Below are 13183 nucleotides of genomic sequence, written 5' to 3'. Positions count from 1 at the left end.
GTCATGTTAAAATTTGTAAAAAATCATTTAGACAGTATTGCAGGTGTAGAGATATATCCAATATTTTCATTACTTATATTCTTTGGTTTTTTTGTAGTCCTTTTTTGGTGGGTAATTACCGCCAAAAAAGACTACATCACCACTGTAAGTAATTTACCATTAGACTTAGATAACCAAAACGAAACCGAATTATGAGACATTTAATTCCATCATACGTCAGAGTACCAGCTGTATTCTTTATTATTTTTGGATTAGTAGAGTTTTTTGTAGACTCAGGAGACAAACCAGCTTTTTTAGAGTATCCAATAATCATGTTATTTTTATTACTTGTATTAGTAATACTAATTGCAATAGAAGGGATTGTAGGCTCTATTGAAAACGTACTATTTCAAAGTTTAGATGAAGCAGGTAAACAACGCTATATAGCTAGTCAAACTAAAGTCCCTCAATTTACTAAGTTAAAGGCTGTTTATGCTAAACTTAAAGGTGATGAAAAACCAATCGAGGAAGAGCACGAAATTATTTTAGACCATAACTACGATGGTATTAAAGAGCTAGATAATAACTTACCACCATGGTGGTTATACTCATGGTATGCATCTATGGTATTTGCTGTAATTTACTTGTTTAATTTTCATGTTACAGGATCATCAGACACACAATATGAAGAGTTAGATAATGAGTATGCACAAGCAAAAATTGAAATTGAAGCATACAAAAAAACTGCTAAAAACTTAGTGGATGTTAATTCAGTAGTACTATTAACAGATGCTTTAGACTTACAAAACGGTAAAAAAATATTTACAGAAAACTGTATCGCTTGTCACATGGCAGATGGTGGAGGAGGAATTGGACCAAACCTAACAGATAAGCATTGGATTTTGGGTGGAAGCATAAAAAATGTATTCCAGACAATCTCTGAAGGTGGACGTTCTGGTAAAGGTATGGTGTCTTGGAAAAAAGATTTAAAACCAGTAGAAATGGCACAAGTAGCAAGTTATGTGTTGTCTTTACAAGGTACAACGCCTGCTAATCCTAAAGAGGCAGAAGGAGATCTTTGGCAACCAGAAGGTGCAGAAGATTTGCAAATACCAGCAGAAATAAAAGATACAGACGTTTTAGAAGTAGAGAAATCTGTTTCAATGAACAATTAATACATATACAATGGAAGCTCCAGATAACGAGAGTTTTAGAGACTCAATAGCAACTATAAACGAAGACGGTAAACGTGCTTGGGTATTTCCAAAAAAGCCAAGCGGAAAGTTTTACGATTATAGGAAAATAGTAAGTTATGTTCTTTTAGCCTTTTTATTTGCAGCTCCATTTGTTAAAATTAATGGTAACCAGTTTTTACTATTTAATGTATTAGAAAGACGTTTTAATATTTTTGGTTTTCCGTTTTGGCCTCAAGATTTTCACCTATTTGTAATCTCAATGATTATTGGTGTTATCTTCATTACTGTATTTACAGTTGCATTTGGTCGTATATTTTGTGGATGGATTTGTCCACAAACCATTTTTTTAGAAATGGTTTTTAGACGTATCGAATACTGGATTGATGGTGATAGAGGTGCTCAAATGAAATTAAAGAGAACCAAATGGACACCAGAAAAAATCAGAAAACGTGTTTTAAAACATACCATTTTTGTTATCATTTCCTTTTTAATAGCTAATGTCTTTTTAGCTTATTTAATAGGTAGTGATAAATTATTAAATTACATAACAGAAGGACCATTTAAGCATTTAAGTACTTTATTTCCGTTGCTAATTTTTACAGGATTATTTTACTTTGTATTTTCTTGGTTTAGAGAGCAAGTTTGTATAATCGCTTGTCCTTATGGACGTTTACAAGGTGTATTATTAGACAATCAATCTATTATTGTTGCCTATGACCATAAACGTGGAGAAGGTGAGAATGGACGTAAAAAGTTTAGAAAAAACGAAGATAGAGAAGCACTTGGTCATGGAGACTGTATCGATTGTATGCAATGTGTACATGTATGTCCAACAGGAATTGATATTAGAAACGGTACACAATTAGAGTGTGTAAACTGTACCGCTTGTATAGACGAGTGTGATGATATAATGGAAAAAGTAGGCTTGCCTAAAGGACTTATACGTTATGCAAGTGAAAATAATATTGAAAAGAAAGAACCTTTTAAATTTACATTAAGACTTAAAGCCTATGTTGTTGTCTTATTTATATTAACAGGTGTTTTAATTGCAATGTTACAGTTACGAAACGATGTAGAAGCACGTGTTTTAAGGCTGCCAGGTCAATTATTCGAGCATAAAGCTGATAATATAATAAGTAATGTTTTTACCTATAAACTTGTAAATAAAACAACTCAGGCTATTGATAATGTAAACTTTAAACTTAAAAAGTATAAAGGAACCATTAAGTTAGTATCTACAGATAATAGCTTTATAGTACCAGCACAAGGTTTGGCTGAAGGAACTTTATTTATAGAGCTTGATCAAAGTGCTTTAAAAGAGGATAAAACTAAGCTAACCATAGAGGTGTATAGTGATACAAAATTAATCGAAACTACAACAGTTAACTTCTTAGGACCTAGAAGCTACAATTAAACAGATTAGAAAATGAAATTAAATTGGGGAACAGGAGTAGTGATAGCATTTATACTATTTATAAGCTTTATAATGTATTTTGTTATAGCCATGAATACAGATAGAAATCTGGATCATGATTTGGTTAATGATAATTACTACAAACAAGAATTAGAGTATCAAAACGATATTAATAAAGAGAAAAAATCTAAAGAGCTTGACTCTAAAATAACCTGGAAAAAAACACCAGAAGGTATGCTAATTAGTTTTCCTTCAGAGTTAGACTTCAGTAATATTAAAGGTAAAGTGTTCCTATATAGACCATCTAACAAACAACTAGACTTCGAAACCACAATTTTGTTGTCTAATCACAATTTGCTCATACCTGACAAACGTATGTTAGATGGTCGTTGGAACATTAAAATAGATTGGAATTACAAAGGTACAAATTACATGTATAAACAAGACGTCTTGTATTAATGTTACTTACAGCGCTCATATTTGGTTTATTAGGAAGTTTTCACTGCGTAGGTATGTGTGGTCCTATTGCTTTTATGCTGCCTGTAGATAGAAGTAATTCTTTTAAAAAAATAACTCAAATTACGGCTTATCATTTTGGACGTATATTAGCTTATAGCATCATTGGTTTAATATTTGGTGTCATTGGTAAAAGCTTATATATTTTTGGATTACAACAAAAATTATCTATCGTAATAGGAGTTTTAATGATAGTGGTAATCCTTTTTCCATATAAAAAATTAGGACAAAATTATATAGTTAAGCCTATTTATAAAGCAGTTGGCTTTGTAAAAAAACAAATGGGTCAAGCCTTAAAAAAGAAAACAGCAGACACCTTTTTAACCATAGGATTTTTAAATGGTTTTTTACCATGTGGTTTAGTTTATATGGCAGTTTTTGGAGCTATAGCTGCAGGTAATGCTTGGCAAGGCAGTTTGTACATGGCTTTTTTTGGTTTAGGTACCATCCCATTAATGACTACAGCAATTTATTTAGGTAAATTTTTAAACGCACAAGTCAAACAACGCATCCAAAAAGCAATTCCAGTATTTGTAATAGTAATTGGTGCTTTATTTATTTTGCGTGGACTAGGATTAGGTATTCCATATATCTCTCCAAGTCCAGTGGTACAGATGGTTAATAGTGCAATTGATTGCCGTTAATAAAACGTTTAAATTTATCGATTTCGCGGAAATTAAGCCAAGCCAACTTAAACTTAATTTCATAAATAATATTAACTATTATTTTGTAAATTACAATACGCTAATTAATTTAATATCAGTTTTATAATGCAGAATGTTTTATTACTTACAGACTTTTCAGAAAGCTCAAAAAATGCTATAGATTATACATTACAATTACTGAAATCTAAAACCGTACAGTTTCATTTAGTATATATACATAAAGCATCAGCATTTACATCTGCAGATTTAATGACTACTGGTAATGCCAACTTATATGCTTCCATAGTAAAGTCACCTAAAGAAGATTTAGAGGATTTAGCTACAGCACTTCATTTAAAATATAAAAACGATAGACACGCATTTTTAACTCATATTGATTACGATGTATTTACAGATGCAGTCAATCAAATAATCACACAAAATGCTATAGATTTAGTCGTAATGGGAACAAATGGTGTGACTGGAGCAGATGAGGTTGTTTTTGGAAGTCATACTTTACATGTTATACGTAATGTATCTTGTCCAACATTAGTTGTGCCTAAACACTTTAAGTTTTCTAAACCAGAAACGGTTTTACTTCCGTTAGATGATAAGGATATTTTAAACGAAAAAAGAGTGCAACAAATCGTGAACCTAGTGGACAAGAGTACAAGTAAATATCATGTTTTACGAATAACCGAAACTGCAACTTCAGACCAAGAAGATTTAAAATTATTAAACGAACTATTGCACACAAATAATTTTATTTATCATCAAGTTATTAGTGTACCTATGCATCATGTAGTGGATACTTATTTGCAAACTAACACCATAGACTTTGAAGTGTTTATAATACAAAAAACTAGCTTTTTAGAACGTTTGTTTATGGGGTCTCCAATAACAAAACATAGTAAAATAGCTAGTGTTCCTTTATTTGTATTACACGACTAATAATAGGCGTGTGTTTAAAAAGTATTTATTCTATTTCAGGAATAATACCATCGTTTTCTAAGACTAATGTTAATAGTTTAGAGTAATCATTTACTGTTTGGTCAATGTTTTCTGGATCTACAATGTCAATATATCCTTTCCATATTAGTGTGCGGTCTTTTGTAGGACATAGACAATACACAGACGTTTCGGCATTATACACTTGATATTCTTTATAAGCATCCGGATTAAAAACCTGATCTTGATACATTAAAAAATCGTCATTAAATTTTTTATGATTTTTATCAAAATTAGAATAGTCTTTCTTGTATTGAATTTTGTTTTTTATTCCGGCTACTTTAGTAAAAATTACAGCATCAAAACCTTCCTCAATTAATTGATTTTCTAACACTTTTAATTCTGCGTCAGTTTTTTCTGATTCTAAAAAATCTGCTTCAAACTTATCTAAGCTAACAGAAGCATCAATCCCTCTAGCGATTAATTGTTTTTGTAATTTTTTTTCAAATTGTGATTTAGCAGTTTGATTGTTTGATAATGCCACAATAAAAACTTTTTGTAATGTGTAATCGCTGGCGTCTGGACTAATCCAACGCTCTCTTAATTGCGTGCTATCACATGCATATAGAGATATAAGTAATAATATAAGTAATGTTTTTTTCATATTATTTATTTAATAAGTGTTCGTCTTTTTCTGTTTTCATTAATCTTTTTACCAATTCAAAAACTTCAAACTTAACCGCTTTATAGTCGTAAAAAAAGGAACTCAGTGTCTTAGTTAACGTTCTATGGTCTTCTTTATATTGTTCTTCTTTTTCTATTTCATCCTTACCGTCCACCATTAAACTTAATTCTTTTTCATGCTTTGTTAAGTCGTTAATAAGTAGTTGATTACCTCTGGTAGTTCTAAGTAAAGCAGTGGTTACTATTTTGGCTCTAACTAATATTTCTGCCTCAATTATTTTATGTGTATAATCGGTCAGTAATTCTTCTAAAAAGATTTGTTCATCCTTTATAAAGTTAAGTTCTGATAACCATGTTTTAGACATGTTATGCATTCTTTCAGCACTATACCATTCTACAATTTTGGTTTTCTTTTCTGATTTCATAATTTAATTATTGTTTTAAAAAAAACAGGAAGTATAACATTGTCAACTTCCTGTTTATTGATTACAACTTTACGTACCACTTTTTGGTATTACTTTGACTTAGTAAACCGTTTAACAAAAAAATAATTTTTGTTGTTGATTAATAGCGTGTCGTGGTATTAATTATTGCAATCTCTTACTACTCAGTTATTATTTTCTATAGTTAAAGGTACTATTATTGTTAGTCTTAAACTATGATATATATCATGTAACTAACAGCTTACAATGTAATTTTAATCACTTCATTTAACGCTGGACAATAACTGTCCCATCCATAAATATCTTTTAATTTAACATGAAAGGCTTGTTGTGCAGTTGCCTCTCCATGGACTAAATAAATGGCTTTTGGTGTATTTTTGATAGCACTTAGCCAATCCAATAAACCTGATTGATCTGCATGAGCAGACAAACTATCAATATGTTTTACTTTTGCTTTAACAGGGTAATATTTACCATAAAATTTAACCTCATGTGTGCCTTCTTTTAATAAGCGTCCTCTGGTACCTTCTGCTTGGTAACCTACAAGTAAAATGGTTGTGTTGTCATGATCTATTAATTGTTGCAAATAAGTTAATACGCGTCCTCCTGTTACCATACCACTTCCTGCTATAATTATTTTAGAGCGTGGATCATCTATGGTTTTCCAGGTATCTGCATAAGAGGTAATAATATTAATATGATTACACATAGCTTCATAATCTGATGCTGACAATTTATGCCATTTTGGAAATTTTTTAAAAACCTCTAACACATTGTTTCCCATTGGGCTATCTACAAATATTGGAATGTTTGGAATTTTATTTTTTTGATATAATTTAAATAAAATAAACATTAGCATCTGTAAACGTTCTACCGCAAAACTTGGGATAATTAAATTACCTCTATCGTTTATGGTTTGTTTGATTATGTCAGTTAGTTTTTCTTCAATAGCCTCTTTAGGATGTAGTTTATCTCCATAAGTACTTTCTATAAATAAATAGTCTGCATTATCAGGACGTTTTGGGTCGCTAAGTAAATAATCATTTGTTCTACCTATATCTCCAGAAAATACAAAGCGTTTTCCATCAATAGTTAATTCTATAAATGTTGAACCTATTATATGACCATTATAATTAAATCTATAGGATATGTGATTATTAATACTAATCCATTTGTCTTGGGTTTGTACCTCAAATTTAGCCACAATTTGTTCTACCTCTTTTTGCGTATAAAAAGGTAATGCTGGATTATGTTTAGTGTAGTTTTCTGCATTAGCCTTTTTGGCTTCTTCTTCGTTTATTTTTGCGCTATCTTTTAAAATAATTTCGGCTATAGCCAAAGTTGGAGCAGTACCTATTATAGTGCCTTTAAACCCTTGTTTTATTAGTCTAGGTAAATAACCAACATGGTCTAGATGTCCATGAGTTAATAATATAGTTTGTATGGAAGACACATCTATTGGTAGTGGTTGCCAATTTAAAAGTCGTAAATCTTTTAAGCCTTGAAACAATCCACAATCTATTAATATTGAAGTATTAAAAGCTTCAATTAAATATTTGGATCCAGTTACTGTTTTTGCTCCTCCTAAAAAGGTAATGTTAACGTGATTATTCATAGCTTTATTTGGTATTACATAGTAACTTAATTTCGTTTAAAATTCTTTTTTTCCGTATTTCAGAGACGCCTAAATGATCTAAATAAAAGGCGTCATTTAATAAATCTTTGCAAAGGACAACCTCTCTGTTTAATAAAAACTGTTTTTCTCTTTTAGTTAATAATGTGGATGTTGTAATAGGGTAAAGTTTTAATTGATCGATACGCTCTTTTAACCCATTATTTAAAGGGTAATCCCAGCTTAATAAGTGTAAACCAATACAATTACCATATGTTTTTGCATCCTCTGTAAATCTTGTGTTTGTGACTACCCAACCTTGTGTCATAGTTGTGTTTGAGTGATATTTGATATTCCAGTTAAGTTGAATATCCTGAAATCTAGAATAGATATACATCGGTATTTTTACATTGCAATTTAATCCAGCTTCACCATGAAATTTGCACTCGACAAGTACTGTATTATTGGCTTTTGTTGCCAAAATATCGACCTCATGCTTCACACATTTTCCATTAATAATCTCGCCAACTTTAGTTGTATAACCTGAGGCTTCTAAAATGGCTGCTACATAACGTTCAAACGGAAATCCCGTAGGTCCTAACTCATAAATAGCTTTTTTTAATTTGTATTTAGACGCCAAGTGACTTTTGGTCGCCTTAAGCATAGCAAAAGCACGATTGTAAATTTCTTTAGTAGATATCCCTTGGTATAACTCATCTCTAACATTTGATGTGATTTTTTGGGCTAATGCTTTGTCTGCTCCAGATTTTATTAAAGAATTTTTAAGTTTATCTATAGAAAACTTAACGTGTTCTCCGGATGATTTTTTTATGTAAAGGTCCTGTGTTGTCATATTTTATTGGTTATCTGGAATAACTAAAAAAGGAATAGAGGGATTAAAGCCTATTTTTTTTATAACAGGTTCGTTTAAAAAACGTTCCATTATACTGTGTTTATAATTGACCATAATAAGTAAGTCGATATTTAAATCTTGTATAAATGTATTTATGATCTCAGCTTTTTTGTTATAATTGGGTACCGAATGGTAATGCGTTTTAAAACCTTGAAGTCCTTTTTGTAATATGGATAAATTATATTGTTGTAAAGGTGCCAAGTTATCATTAACCTGAATGTTGACAACCCTTAAGGTGGCATTGTTGTCGTAAGTAAAATCATTGATAGTTTTAATTTCTAAATCGGTATAAAACCTATTTAAATCTGTAGAGAAAACGATTTGTTTTATGGGTTTATAATCATATTGATCAGGTATAATTAAAATTGGGCATACTTTAATGGTGTTAACTAATCGCGTTGTATTACTACCAAAAAACAGTTGTTTGTTTCTTGAAGCACCTTTTGTACCCATAATAATTAAGTCTATTGGGTTTTCTGCAATATGTGCTTTTACTGCAACTTGTAAATCAATTAATTTTAGAACAGTCTTAAAGCTGTGATTAGCATTTGCATCACTAGATTCTATTTGGTCTTTAACTTCTTCTAGTTGTCGTTTACACTGCTGTATGGTGTTTTTTAAATATACATCTGACAAATTGGATAGGGAAGAGGCAGTTAACGGATTAGCATGTAATAAGTAAAATGTACAAACTTCGTATTTATACAATTTTACAGCGTAAACTATAGCACTCCATGCATTATCAGAAAAATCAGTAGGTAGTAAGATATGTTTCATATCCTTAAGTTTTAGGTTTACTTAAAGATATTTGATATAAATCTTATAGGATATGATATATATTAGTTTTACAAAAAAAGGGTATTAAAATGATAATTCATTTTAATACCCTTAAATATAACTAACTAAAAAAAAATTATTTAATACGGAAAGTGACTACAGGCAATGCAGCATGATTTGCAATGTCTTCAGAGATACTTCCTGATAAAAAGTGTGTAAATCCAGTACGACCATGTGTAGCAACAGCTATAGCGTCTGCACCAGAAACATTTGCGTAATTTAAGACTCCTTTTTCTACTGAGTAATCAGATATAAACTGTACTTCTGATAATTTATCTAAATTACCATCTGCTTTTTGTAAAAAGTTAGCAACCGTTTTTTCCATTTCAGAGGTGCTACTAAAGTTATCTCCTGGAGTATTGATATATACTAAATGTAAGTTTGAACCTAAAGTTTCAAATAACTTAGAAGCATTTAAATACGGAGTGACTGTTCCATCAGAAAAATCTGAAGCAAATACAACATTATCAAAACTTAAAGTTGTTGGTTTGTTTTTAACAACAAGTACAGGTATTTCTGCATGACGTACTACTTTTTCAGTATTTGAGCCCACAAAAATTTCTTTTAAACCACTACTACCATGAGAACCCATAACTATTAAGTCTGCATTATGTTCTTTAGCGACATCGTTTACTTCACTAAAAACTTTAAAGTGTTTAACTACAGGTGTTACTTTTACATCTTTTAAAAAGTCTTGATCTAAAAATTCTGTAAATCTATTTTCGGCTAATTTTAAAAAGAAAATAGTTTCTGATTGGATATCAGCTTCACCTTGGGTTAAGATGGTTTCAGAAATTTCTAACATGTGTAATGCAAATATTTCTGCATTATATTTTTTTGCCAATATAGCTGCTGATTCTAAAGCATATTTTGAATGTTCAGAGAAGTCTACTGGTACTATTATTTTTTTCATATTGATAGTTTTAAAGGTTGTGTTTTATGTTTTAAAGTTATCGATTGTGTAGGTAATTATCGAGCTTTTATAAATTAATTAACAGTCTAAATGGTCATGGAAAATAATTGCGTTTCTGGTTTGTTTCGCTGTAAAAGCAAATCAAAAGCCATACATATATTTCTAACAAACGGTTTTCCTTTTTCTGTAATAAAAATTTGATTTAATTCTATGTTTAATAAACCATCGTCTTGCATTTCTTTAAGCTTTAATAGGACTTCTGGTATGTCTTCAAAATATAAATTATTAGCCATCCAATTGGTTTTAAAGTGGCACATTAAATTTAAAATGTGCTGTCTAATAATTAAATCTTCCGAGGATAACATGTGTCCTCTAAAAACAGGAATACTGTTGTTTTCAATTAAATGATAATATTCTTCAATACCTTTTACGTTTTGTGCAAAAGCATACCAACTGTCACTAATAGATGAGACACCTAACCCTATCATCACTTTAGTTTTTGAGGCTGTATAACCCATAAAATTGCGATGCATAGTTTCGGTTTGACTTGCTTGATACAAACCATCTGTTTTAAGTGCAAAATGATCCATTCCAATATCATGATATCCTGCTTGTGCTAATAGTTTTTTACCTAATTGATATTGATTTTGTTTTATACTTGGTGTTGGTAAATCACTGTCTTTATAGCCTCTTTGTCCATTTCCTTTTATCCAAGGGACATGTGCGTAACTATAAAAAGCAATACGATCTGGCAATAATTGTTTTGTTTTTGTAATGGTGTCTTCGACATGTGCTTCCGTTTGAAAAGGTAAACCAAATATAATGTCATGGCCAATAGAGGTGTAACCTATTGTTCTGGCTAATTCTGTAACTTTTTTTACGTTTTCAAAGGGTTGAAATCTGTGTATGGCTTTTTGTACAATAGGGTTGTAGTCTTGCACACCAAAACTGACACGTCTAAATCCTAAATCAAATAACGTTTGTAAATGTGTTTTTGTGGTATTGTTAGGGTGACCTTCAAAACTAAACTCGTAATTATCTGCTAGTTTAGCTTTGTATTTAATACCATTGATTAAAATTTTTAAATTTTCAGAATCAAAAAAAGTAGGTGTTCCACCACCAAGATGCAGCTCTTTAATTACAGGTTTATCGCCTAATAAATCACAGTATAATTGCCATTCTTTTAAAACTGCATTTATATAAGGTAACTCTACATCATGACGTTTAGTGATACGTTTATTACAACCGCAAAACGTACAAAGACTCTCACAAAAAGGTAAGTGTATGTATAAGCTAATACCTTCAGTACTGTTGCTTTCGTCAAAAGCTTTTTTAAGGCTTAGTTTCCATTCTTTTAATGAAAAAGTATCTAAATCCCAATAAGGAACTGTAGGATAACTAGTATATCTAGGTCCAGCAACATTATATTTATTAACTAAAGACAAGCACATATTTTAACTATTTGATAAGTCAAAGTTAATGGGCTTGTGCCTTTTAAAATATGACATATGTCATACAGGTCGTAAAGCTTTAGTTTTAGTTTAGAATATTGTATATTTTGTTATACTGTATGTCCTTAAAGTGAGATACAACTAAATCTGCTTGTGTATAATCTTGGTTTTTAGAATGAAAACTATCATAACCAATACAATAGCTTCCTGCAGCTTTTGCTGCTTTAATACCATTGGTAGAGTCTTCAATAACTATACAGTGTTGCTGTAAATGACCAGCTAATTGTGCTGCTTTTTCAAATATTTCGGGATGTGGTTTTGAGGCTTTTAAATCTGCACCACTTATTTTAGCTTTAAAATATTGGTCTAAATCAAAACGTTTAAAAACATTATTTATAGTTAGCATAGATGCCGAAGAAGCTAAAACTAAGGTTAATCCATTACTATGATAGTCTTGTATTATATCCAATACACCATCAATAAGTTGTAAACTTGGATCACTATGAAAAAGATTTACAAATATATCACGTTTATATTGCACTAACTCCTCAGGCGCATTGTCTAGTTTAAATAGGTCACACATACGTTTACAAACATTAATTGTAGATTGTCCTGTAGTAGACTCATACAACGCCTCTGACACTTCAATTTTAAAATGATCAAACATTTTAAAGTAGGCTTTTTTATGTAAAGGTTCGGTGTCAACAATAACACCATCCATATCAAATAACACAGCTTTTAACATACGTTTTGTTTTTTGCGAAGATACTTAATATGTGGTTTTTTACCATAGATATATTTTTTAGTCTATTATAATTACAATATTTTGCGACAACACTTTTAAAATATGATTTACACCATTGTTTTTATAATTTTTATTGGGTTTATAATTTACGCTTTTGTGCTAATGAGGCCAAGGACAGTAAAACAAATTCCAAAACATTGGCACGCCATACTATTAGAAAAGGTTTTATTTTATAAAAAGTTATCTAAAGCAAATCAAGACGTGTTTAAAAAACGAATAGCGCTTTTTTTAACCGAAATAAATATTGATGGTGTAAATACAACAATTGATGAAACTGATAAATTACTAATTGCGTCTAGTGCTATTATTCCTGTTTTTGGATTTAAAGAATGGAGTTATAATAATCTATCAGGTATTATAGTGTATCCAGACAGTTTTAATGAAGATTTGCAATTTTCTGATATCGATAAAAACAGAAAAATTTTAGGAATGGTAGGTACAGGTAGGTATGAAAAACAAATGATTTTATCCAAAAAAGCAATTCGTTTAGCCTTTAATAATAAAACAGATAAGCATAATACACCTGTCCATGAATTTGTCCATTTACTGGATAAAATGGATGGAGAAACGGATGGTGTGCCTGAGTATTTTTTAGGTAAAGAATATATACAACCTTGGTTAGAGTTGATGCATACCGAAATGGAAAACATAAATAACGATACTTCTGATATTAGAAAGTATGGAGGAACAAGTCAAGCCGAGTTTTTTGCTGTAGCTTCCGAGTATTTTTTTGAACGTCCTAAGTTATTCAAACAAAAACATCCTGAGTTATATAAGATGTTGTCGTTATGTTTTCAACAACCAAAACAAAGTTAAATTAATTCAAAT

Annotated in this window: 15 protein-coding genes; 7 read left to right on the top strand and 8 right to left on the bottom strand. The window is 30.5% G+C overall.

Features of this window, described 5'->3' with window-relative positions; genetic code table 11:
• Window positions 1-3: 3 nt before the first annotated feature.
• From B2989_RS13165 to B2989_RS13140, 6 genes are all read left to right on the top strand, one after another.
• Entirely contained in the window at window positions 4-195 is a 192-nt protein-coding gene (locus B2989_RS13165; protein WP_145001367.1) for a CcoQ/FixQ family Cbb3-type cytochrome c oxidase assembly chaperone, read from the top strand.
• On the top strand, window positions 192-1154 hold the full coding sequence (locus B2989_RS13160; RefSeq protein ID WP_292949257.1) for a cbb3-type cytochrome c oxidase N-terminal domain-containing protein: 963 nt from the start codon (window positions 192-194) through the stop codon (window positions 1152-1154). The genes B2989_RS13165 and B2989_RS13160 overlap by 4 nt, the downstream gene beginning before the upstream one ends.
• A 10-nt stretch (window positions 1155-1164) precedes the next feature.
• Window positions 1165-2589, top strand: a complete 1425-nt coding sequence (gene ccoG, locus B2989_RS13155) for a cytochrome c oxidase accessory protein CcoG (protein ID WP_292949255.1) — start codon at window positions 1165-1167, stop codon at window positions 2587-2589.
• A 12-nt stretch (window positions 2590-2601) separates the two neighbouring features.
• Window positions 2602-3048 carry a FixH family protein gene (locus B2989_RS13150; protein ID WP_292949253.1) on the top strand — a complete coding sequence of 149 codons (447 nt, stop codon included), beginning with the start codon at window positions 2602-2604 and terminating at the stop codon, window positions 3046-3048.
• Window positions 3048-3749 carry a sulfite exporter TauE/SafE family protein gene (locus B2989_RS13145; RefSeq protein ID WP_292949251.1) on the top strand — a complete coding sequence of 234 codons (702 nt, stop codon included), beginning with the start codon at window positions 3048-3050 and terminating at the stop codon, window positions 3747-3749. The genes B2989_RS13150 and B2989_RS13145 overlap by 1 nt, the downstream gene beginning before the upstream one ends.
• Before the next feature lie 126 nt (window positions 3750-3875).
• Entirely contained in the window at window positions 3876-4700 is an 825-nt protein-coding gene (locus B2989_RS13140) for a universal stress protein (protein ID WP_292949249.1), read from the top strand.
• A 25-nt stretch (window positions 4701-4725) separates the two neighbouring features.
• Here B2989_RS13140 and B2989_RS13135 read toward each other — a convergent pair whose 3' ends face one another.
• From B2989_RS13135 to B2989_RS13100, 8 genes are all read right to left on the bottom strand, one after another.
• Window positions 4726-5361, bottom strand: a complete 636-nt coding sequence (locus B2989_RS13135; RefSeq protein ID WP_292949247.1) for a hypothetical protein — start codon at window positions 5359-5361, stop codon at window positions 4726-4728.
• 1 nt (window position 5362) lies between these two features.
• Window positions 5363-5806 (bottom strand): hypothetical protein, encoded by a 444-nt coding sequence (locus B2989_RS13130; RefSeq protein WP_292949245.1) that lies wholly within the window; start codon window positions 5804-5806, stop codon window positions 5363-5365.
• Between the two features lie 259 nt (window positions 5807-6065).
• On the bottom strand, window positions 6066-7439 hold the full coding sequence (locus B2989_RS13125; RefSeq protein ID WP_292949242.1) for an MBL fold metallo-hydrolase RNA specificity domain-containing protein: 1374 nt from the start codon (window positions 7437-7439) through the stop codon (window positions 6066-6068).
• Between the two features lie 4 nt (window positions 7440-7443).
• Window positions 7444-8289 carry an ATP cone domain-containing protein gene (locus B2989_RS13120; RefSeq protein WP_292949240.1) on the bottom strand — a complete coding sequence of 282 codons (846 nt, stop codon included), beginning with the start codon at window positions 8287-8289 and terminating at the stop codon, window positions 7444-7446.
• A 3-nt stretch (window positions 8290-8292) separates the two neighbouring features.
• Window positions 8293-9126: a universal stress protein gene (locus B2989_RS13115; protein ID WP_292949238.1), complete on the bottom strand. Its 834-nt coding sequence runs from the start codon at window positions 9124-9126 to the stop codon at window positions 8293-8295.
• 136 nt (window positions 9127-9262) lie between these two features.
• Window positions 9263-10099, bottom strand: coding sequence for a universal stress protein (locus B2989_RS13110; RefSeq protein ID WP_145001391.1), 837 nt, complete (start codon window positions 10097-10099; stop codon window positions 9263-9265).
• An 86-nt stretch (window positions 10100-10185) separates the two neighbouring features.
• On the bottom strand, window positions 10186-11550 hold the full coding sequence (hemN, locus tag B2989_RS13105; RefSeq protein WP_292949235.1) for an oxygen-independent coproporphyrinogen III oxidase: 1365 nt from the start codon (window positions 11548-11550) through the stop codon (window positions 10186-10188).
• A gap of 85 nt (window positions 11551-11635) precedes the next feature.
• Window positions 11636-12295, bottom strand: a complete 660-nt coding sequence (locus tag B2989_RS13100) for an HAD family hydrolase (RefSeq protein ID WP_292949233.1) — start codon at window positions 12293-12295, stop codon at window positions 11636-11638.
• A gap of 102 nt (window positions 12296-12397) precedes the next feature.
• On the opposite strand from B2989_RS13100, the gene B2989_RS13095 reads away from it, so the two are divergent.
• Window positions 12398-13171 carry a zinc-dependent peptidase gene (locus B2989_RS13095; RefSeq protein WP_292949231.1) on the top strand — a complete coding sequence of 258 codons (774 nt, stop codon included), beginning with the start codon at window positions 12398-12400 and terminating at the stop codon, window positions 13169-13171.
• Window positions 13172-13183: the final 12 nt, after the last annotated feature.

Source organism: Olleya sp. UBA1516 (genome assembly GCF_002323495.1).
Taxonomy (GTDB): Bacteria; Bacteroidota; Bacteroidia; order Flavobacteriales; family Flavobacteriaceae; genus Olleya.
This window is presented reverse-complemented; position numbering and strand designations above follow the sequence as displayed.

Excerpts from the sequence above, each read along its gene's own strand:
- B2989_RS13100 (WP_292949233.1), bottom strand. The coding sequence starts at position 12,295 with ATGTTAAAAGCTGTGTTATTTGATATGGATGGTGTTATTGTTGACACC.
- B2989_RS13120 (WP_292949240.1), bottom strand. The coding sequence starts at position 8,289 with ATGACAACACAGGACCTTTACATAAAAAAATCATCCGGAGAACACGTT.
- B2989_RS13130 (WP_292949245.1), bottom strand. The coding sequence starts at position 5,806 with ATGAAATCAGAAAAGAAAACCAAAATTGTAGAATGGTATAGTGCTGAA.
- B2989_RS13125 (WP_292949242.1), bottom strand. The coding sequence starts at position 7,439 with ATGAATAATCACGTTAACATTACCTTTTTAGGAGGAGCAAAAACAGTA.
- ccoG (WP_292949255.1), top strand. The coding sequence starts at position 1,165 with ATGGAAGCTCCAGATAACGAGAGTTTTAGAGACTCAATAGCAACTATA.
- B2989_RS13165 (WP_145001367.1), top strand. The coding sequence starts at position 4 with ATGTTAAAATTTGTAAAAAATCATTTAGACAGTATTGCAGGTGTAGAG.
- B2989_RS13145 (WP_292949251.1), top strand. The coding sequence starts at position 3,048 with ATGTTACTTACAGCGCTCATATTTGGTTTATTAGGAAGTTTTCACTGC.
- hemN (WP_292949235.1), bottom strand. The coding sequence starts at position 11,550 with ATGTGCTTGTCTTTAGTTAATAAATATAATGTTGCTGGACCTAGATAT.
- B2989_RS13115 (WP_292949238.1), bottom strand. The coding sequence starts at position 9,126 with ATGAAACATATCTTACTACCTACTGATTTTTCTGATAATGCATGGAGT.
- B2989_RS13150 (WP_292949253.1), top strand. The coding sequence starts at position 2,602 with ATGAAATTAAATTGGGGAACAGGAGTAGTGATAGCATTTATACTATTT.
- B2989_RS13135 (WP_292949247.1), bottom strand. The coding sequence starts at position 5,361 with ATGAAAAAAACATTACTTATATTATTACTTATATCTCTATATGCATGT.
- B2989_RS13095 (WP_292949231.1), top strand. The coding sequence starts at position 12,398 with ATGATTTACACCATTGTTTTTATAATTTTTATTGGGTTTATAATTTAC.
- B2989_RS13160 (WP_292949257.1), top strand. The coding sequence starts at position 192 with ATGAGACATTTAATTCCATCATACGTCAGAGTACCAGCTGTATTCTTT.
- B2989_RS13110 (WP_145001391.1), bottom strand. The coding sequence starts at position 10,099 with ATGAAAAAAATAATAGTACCAGTAGACTTCTCTGAACATTCAAAATAT.
- B2989_RS13140 (WP_292949249.1), top strand. The coding sequence starts at position 3,876 with ATGCAGAATGTTTTATTACTTACAGACTTTTCAGAAAGCTCAAAAAAT.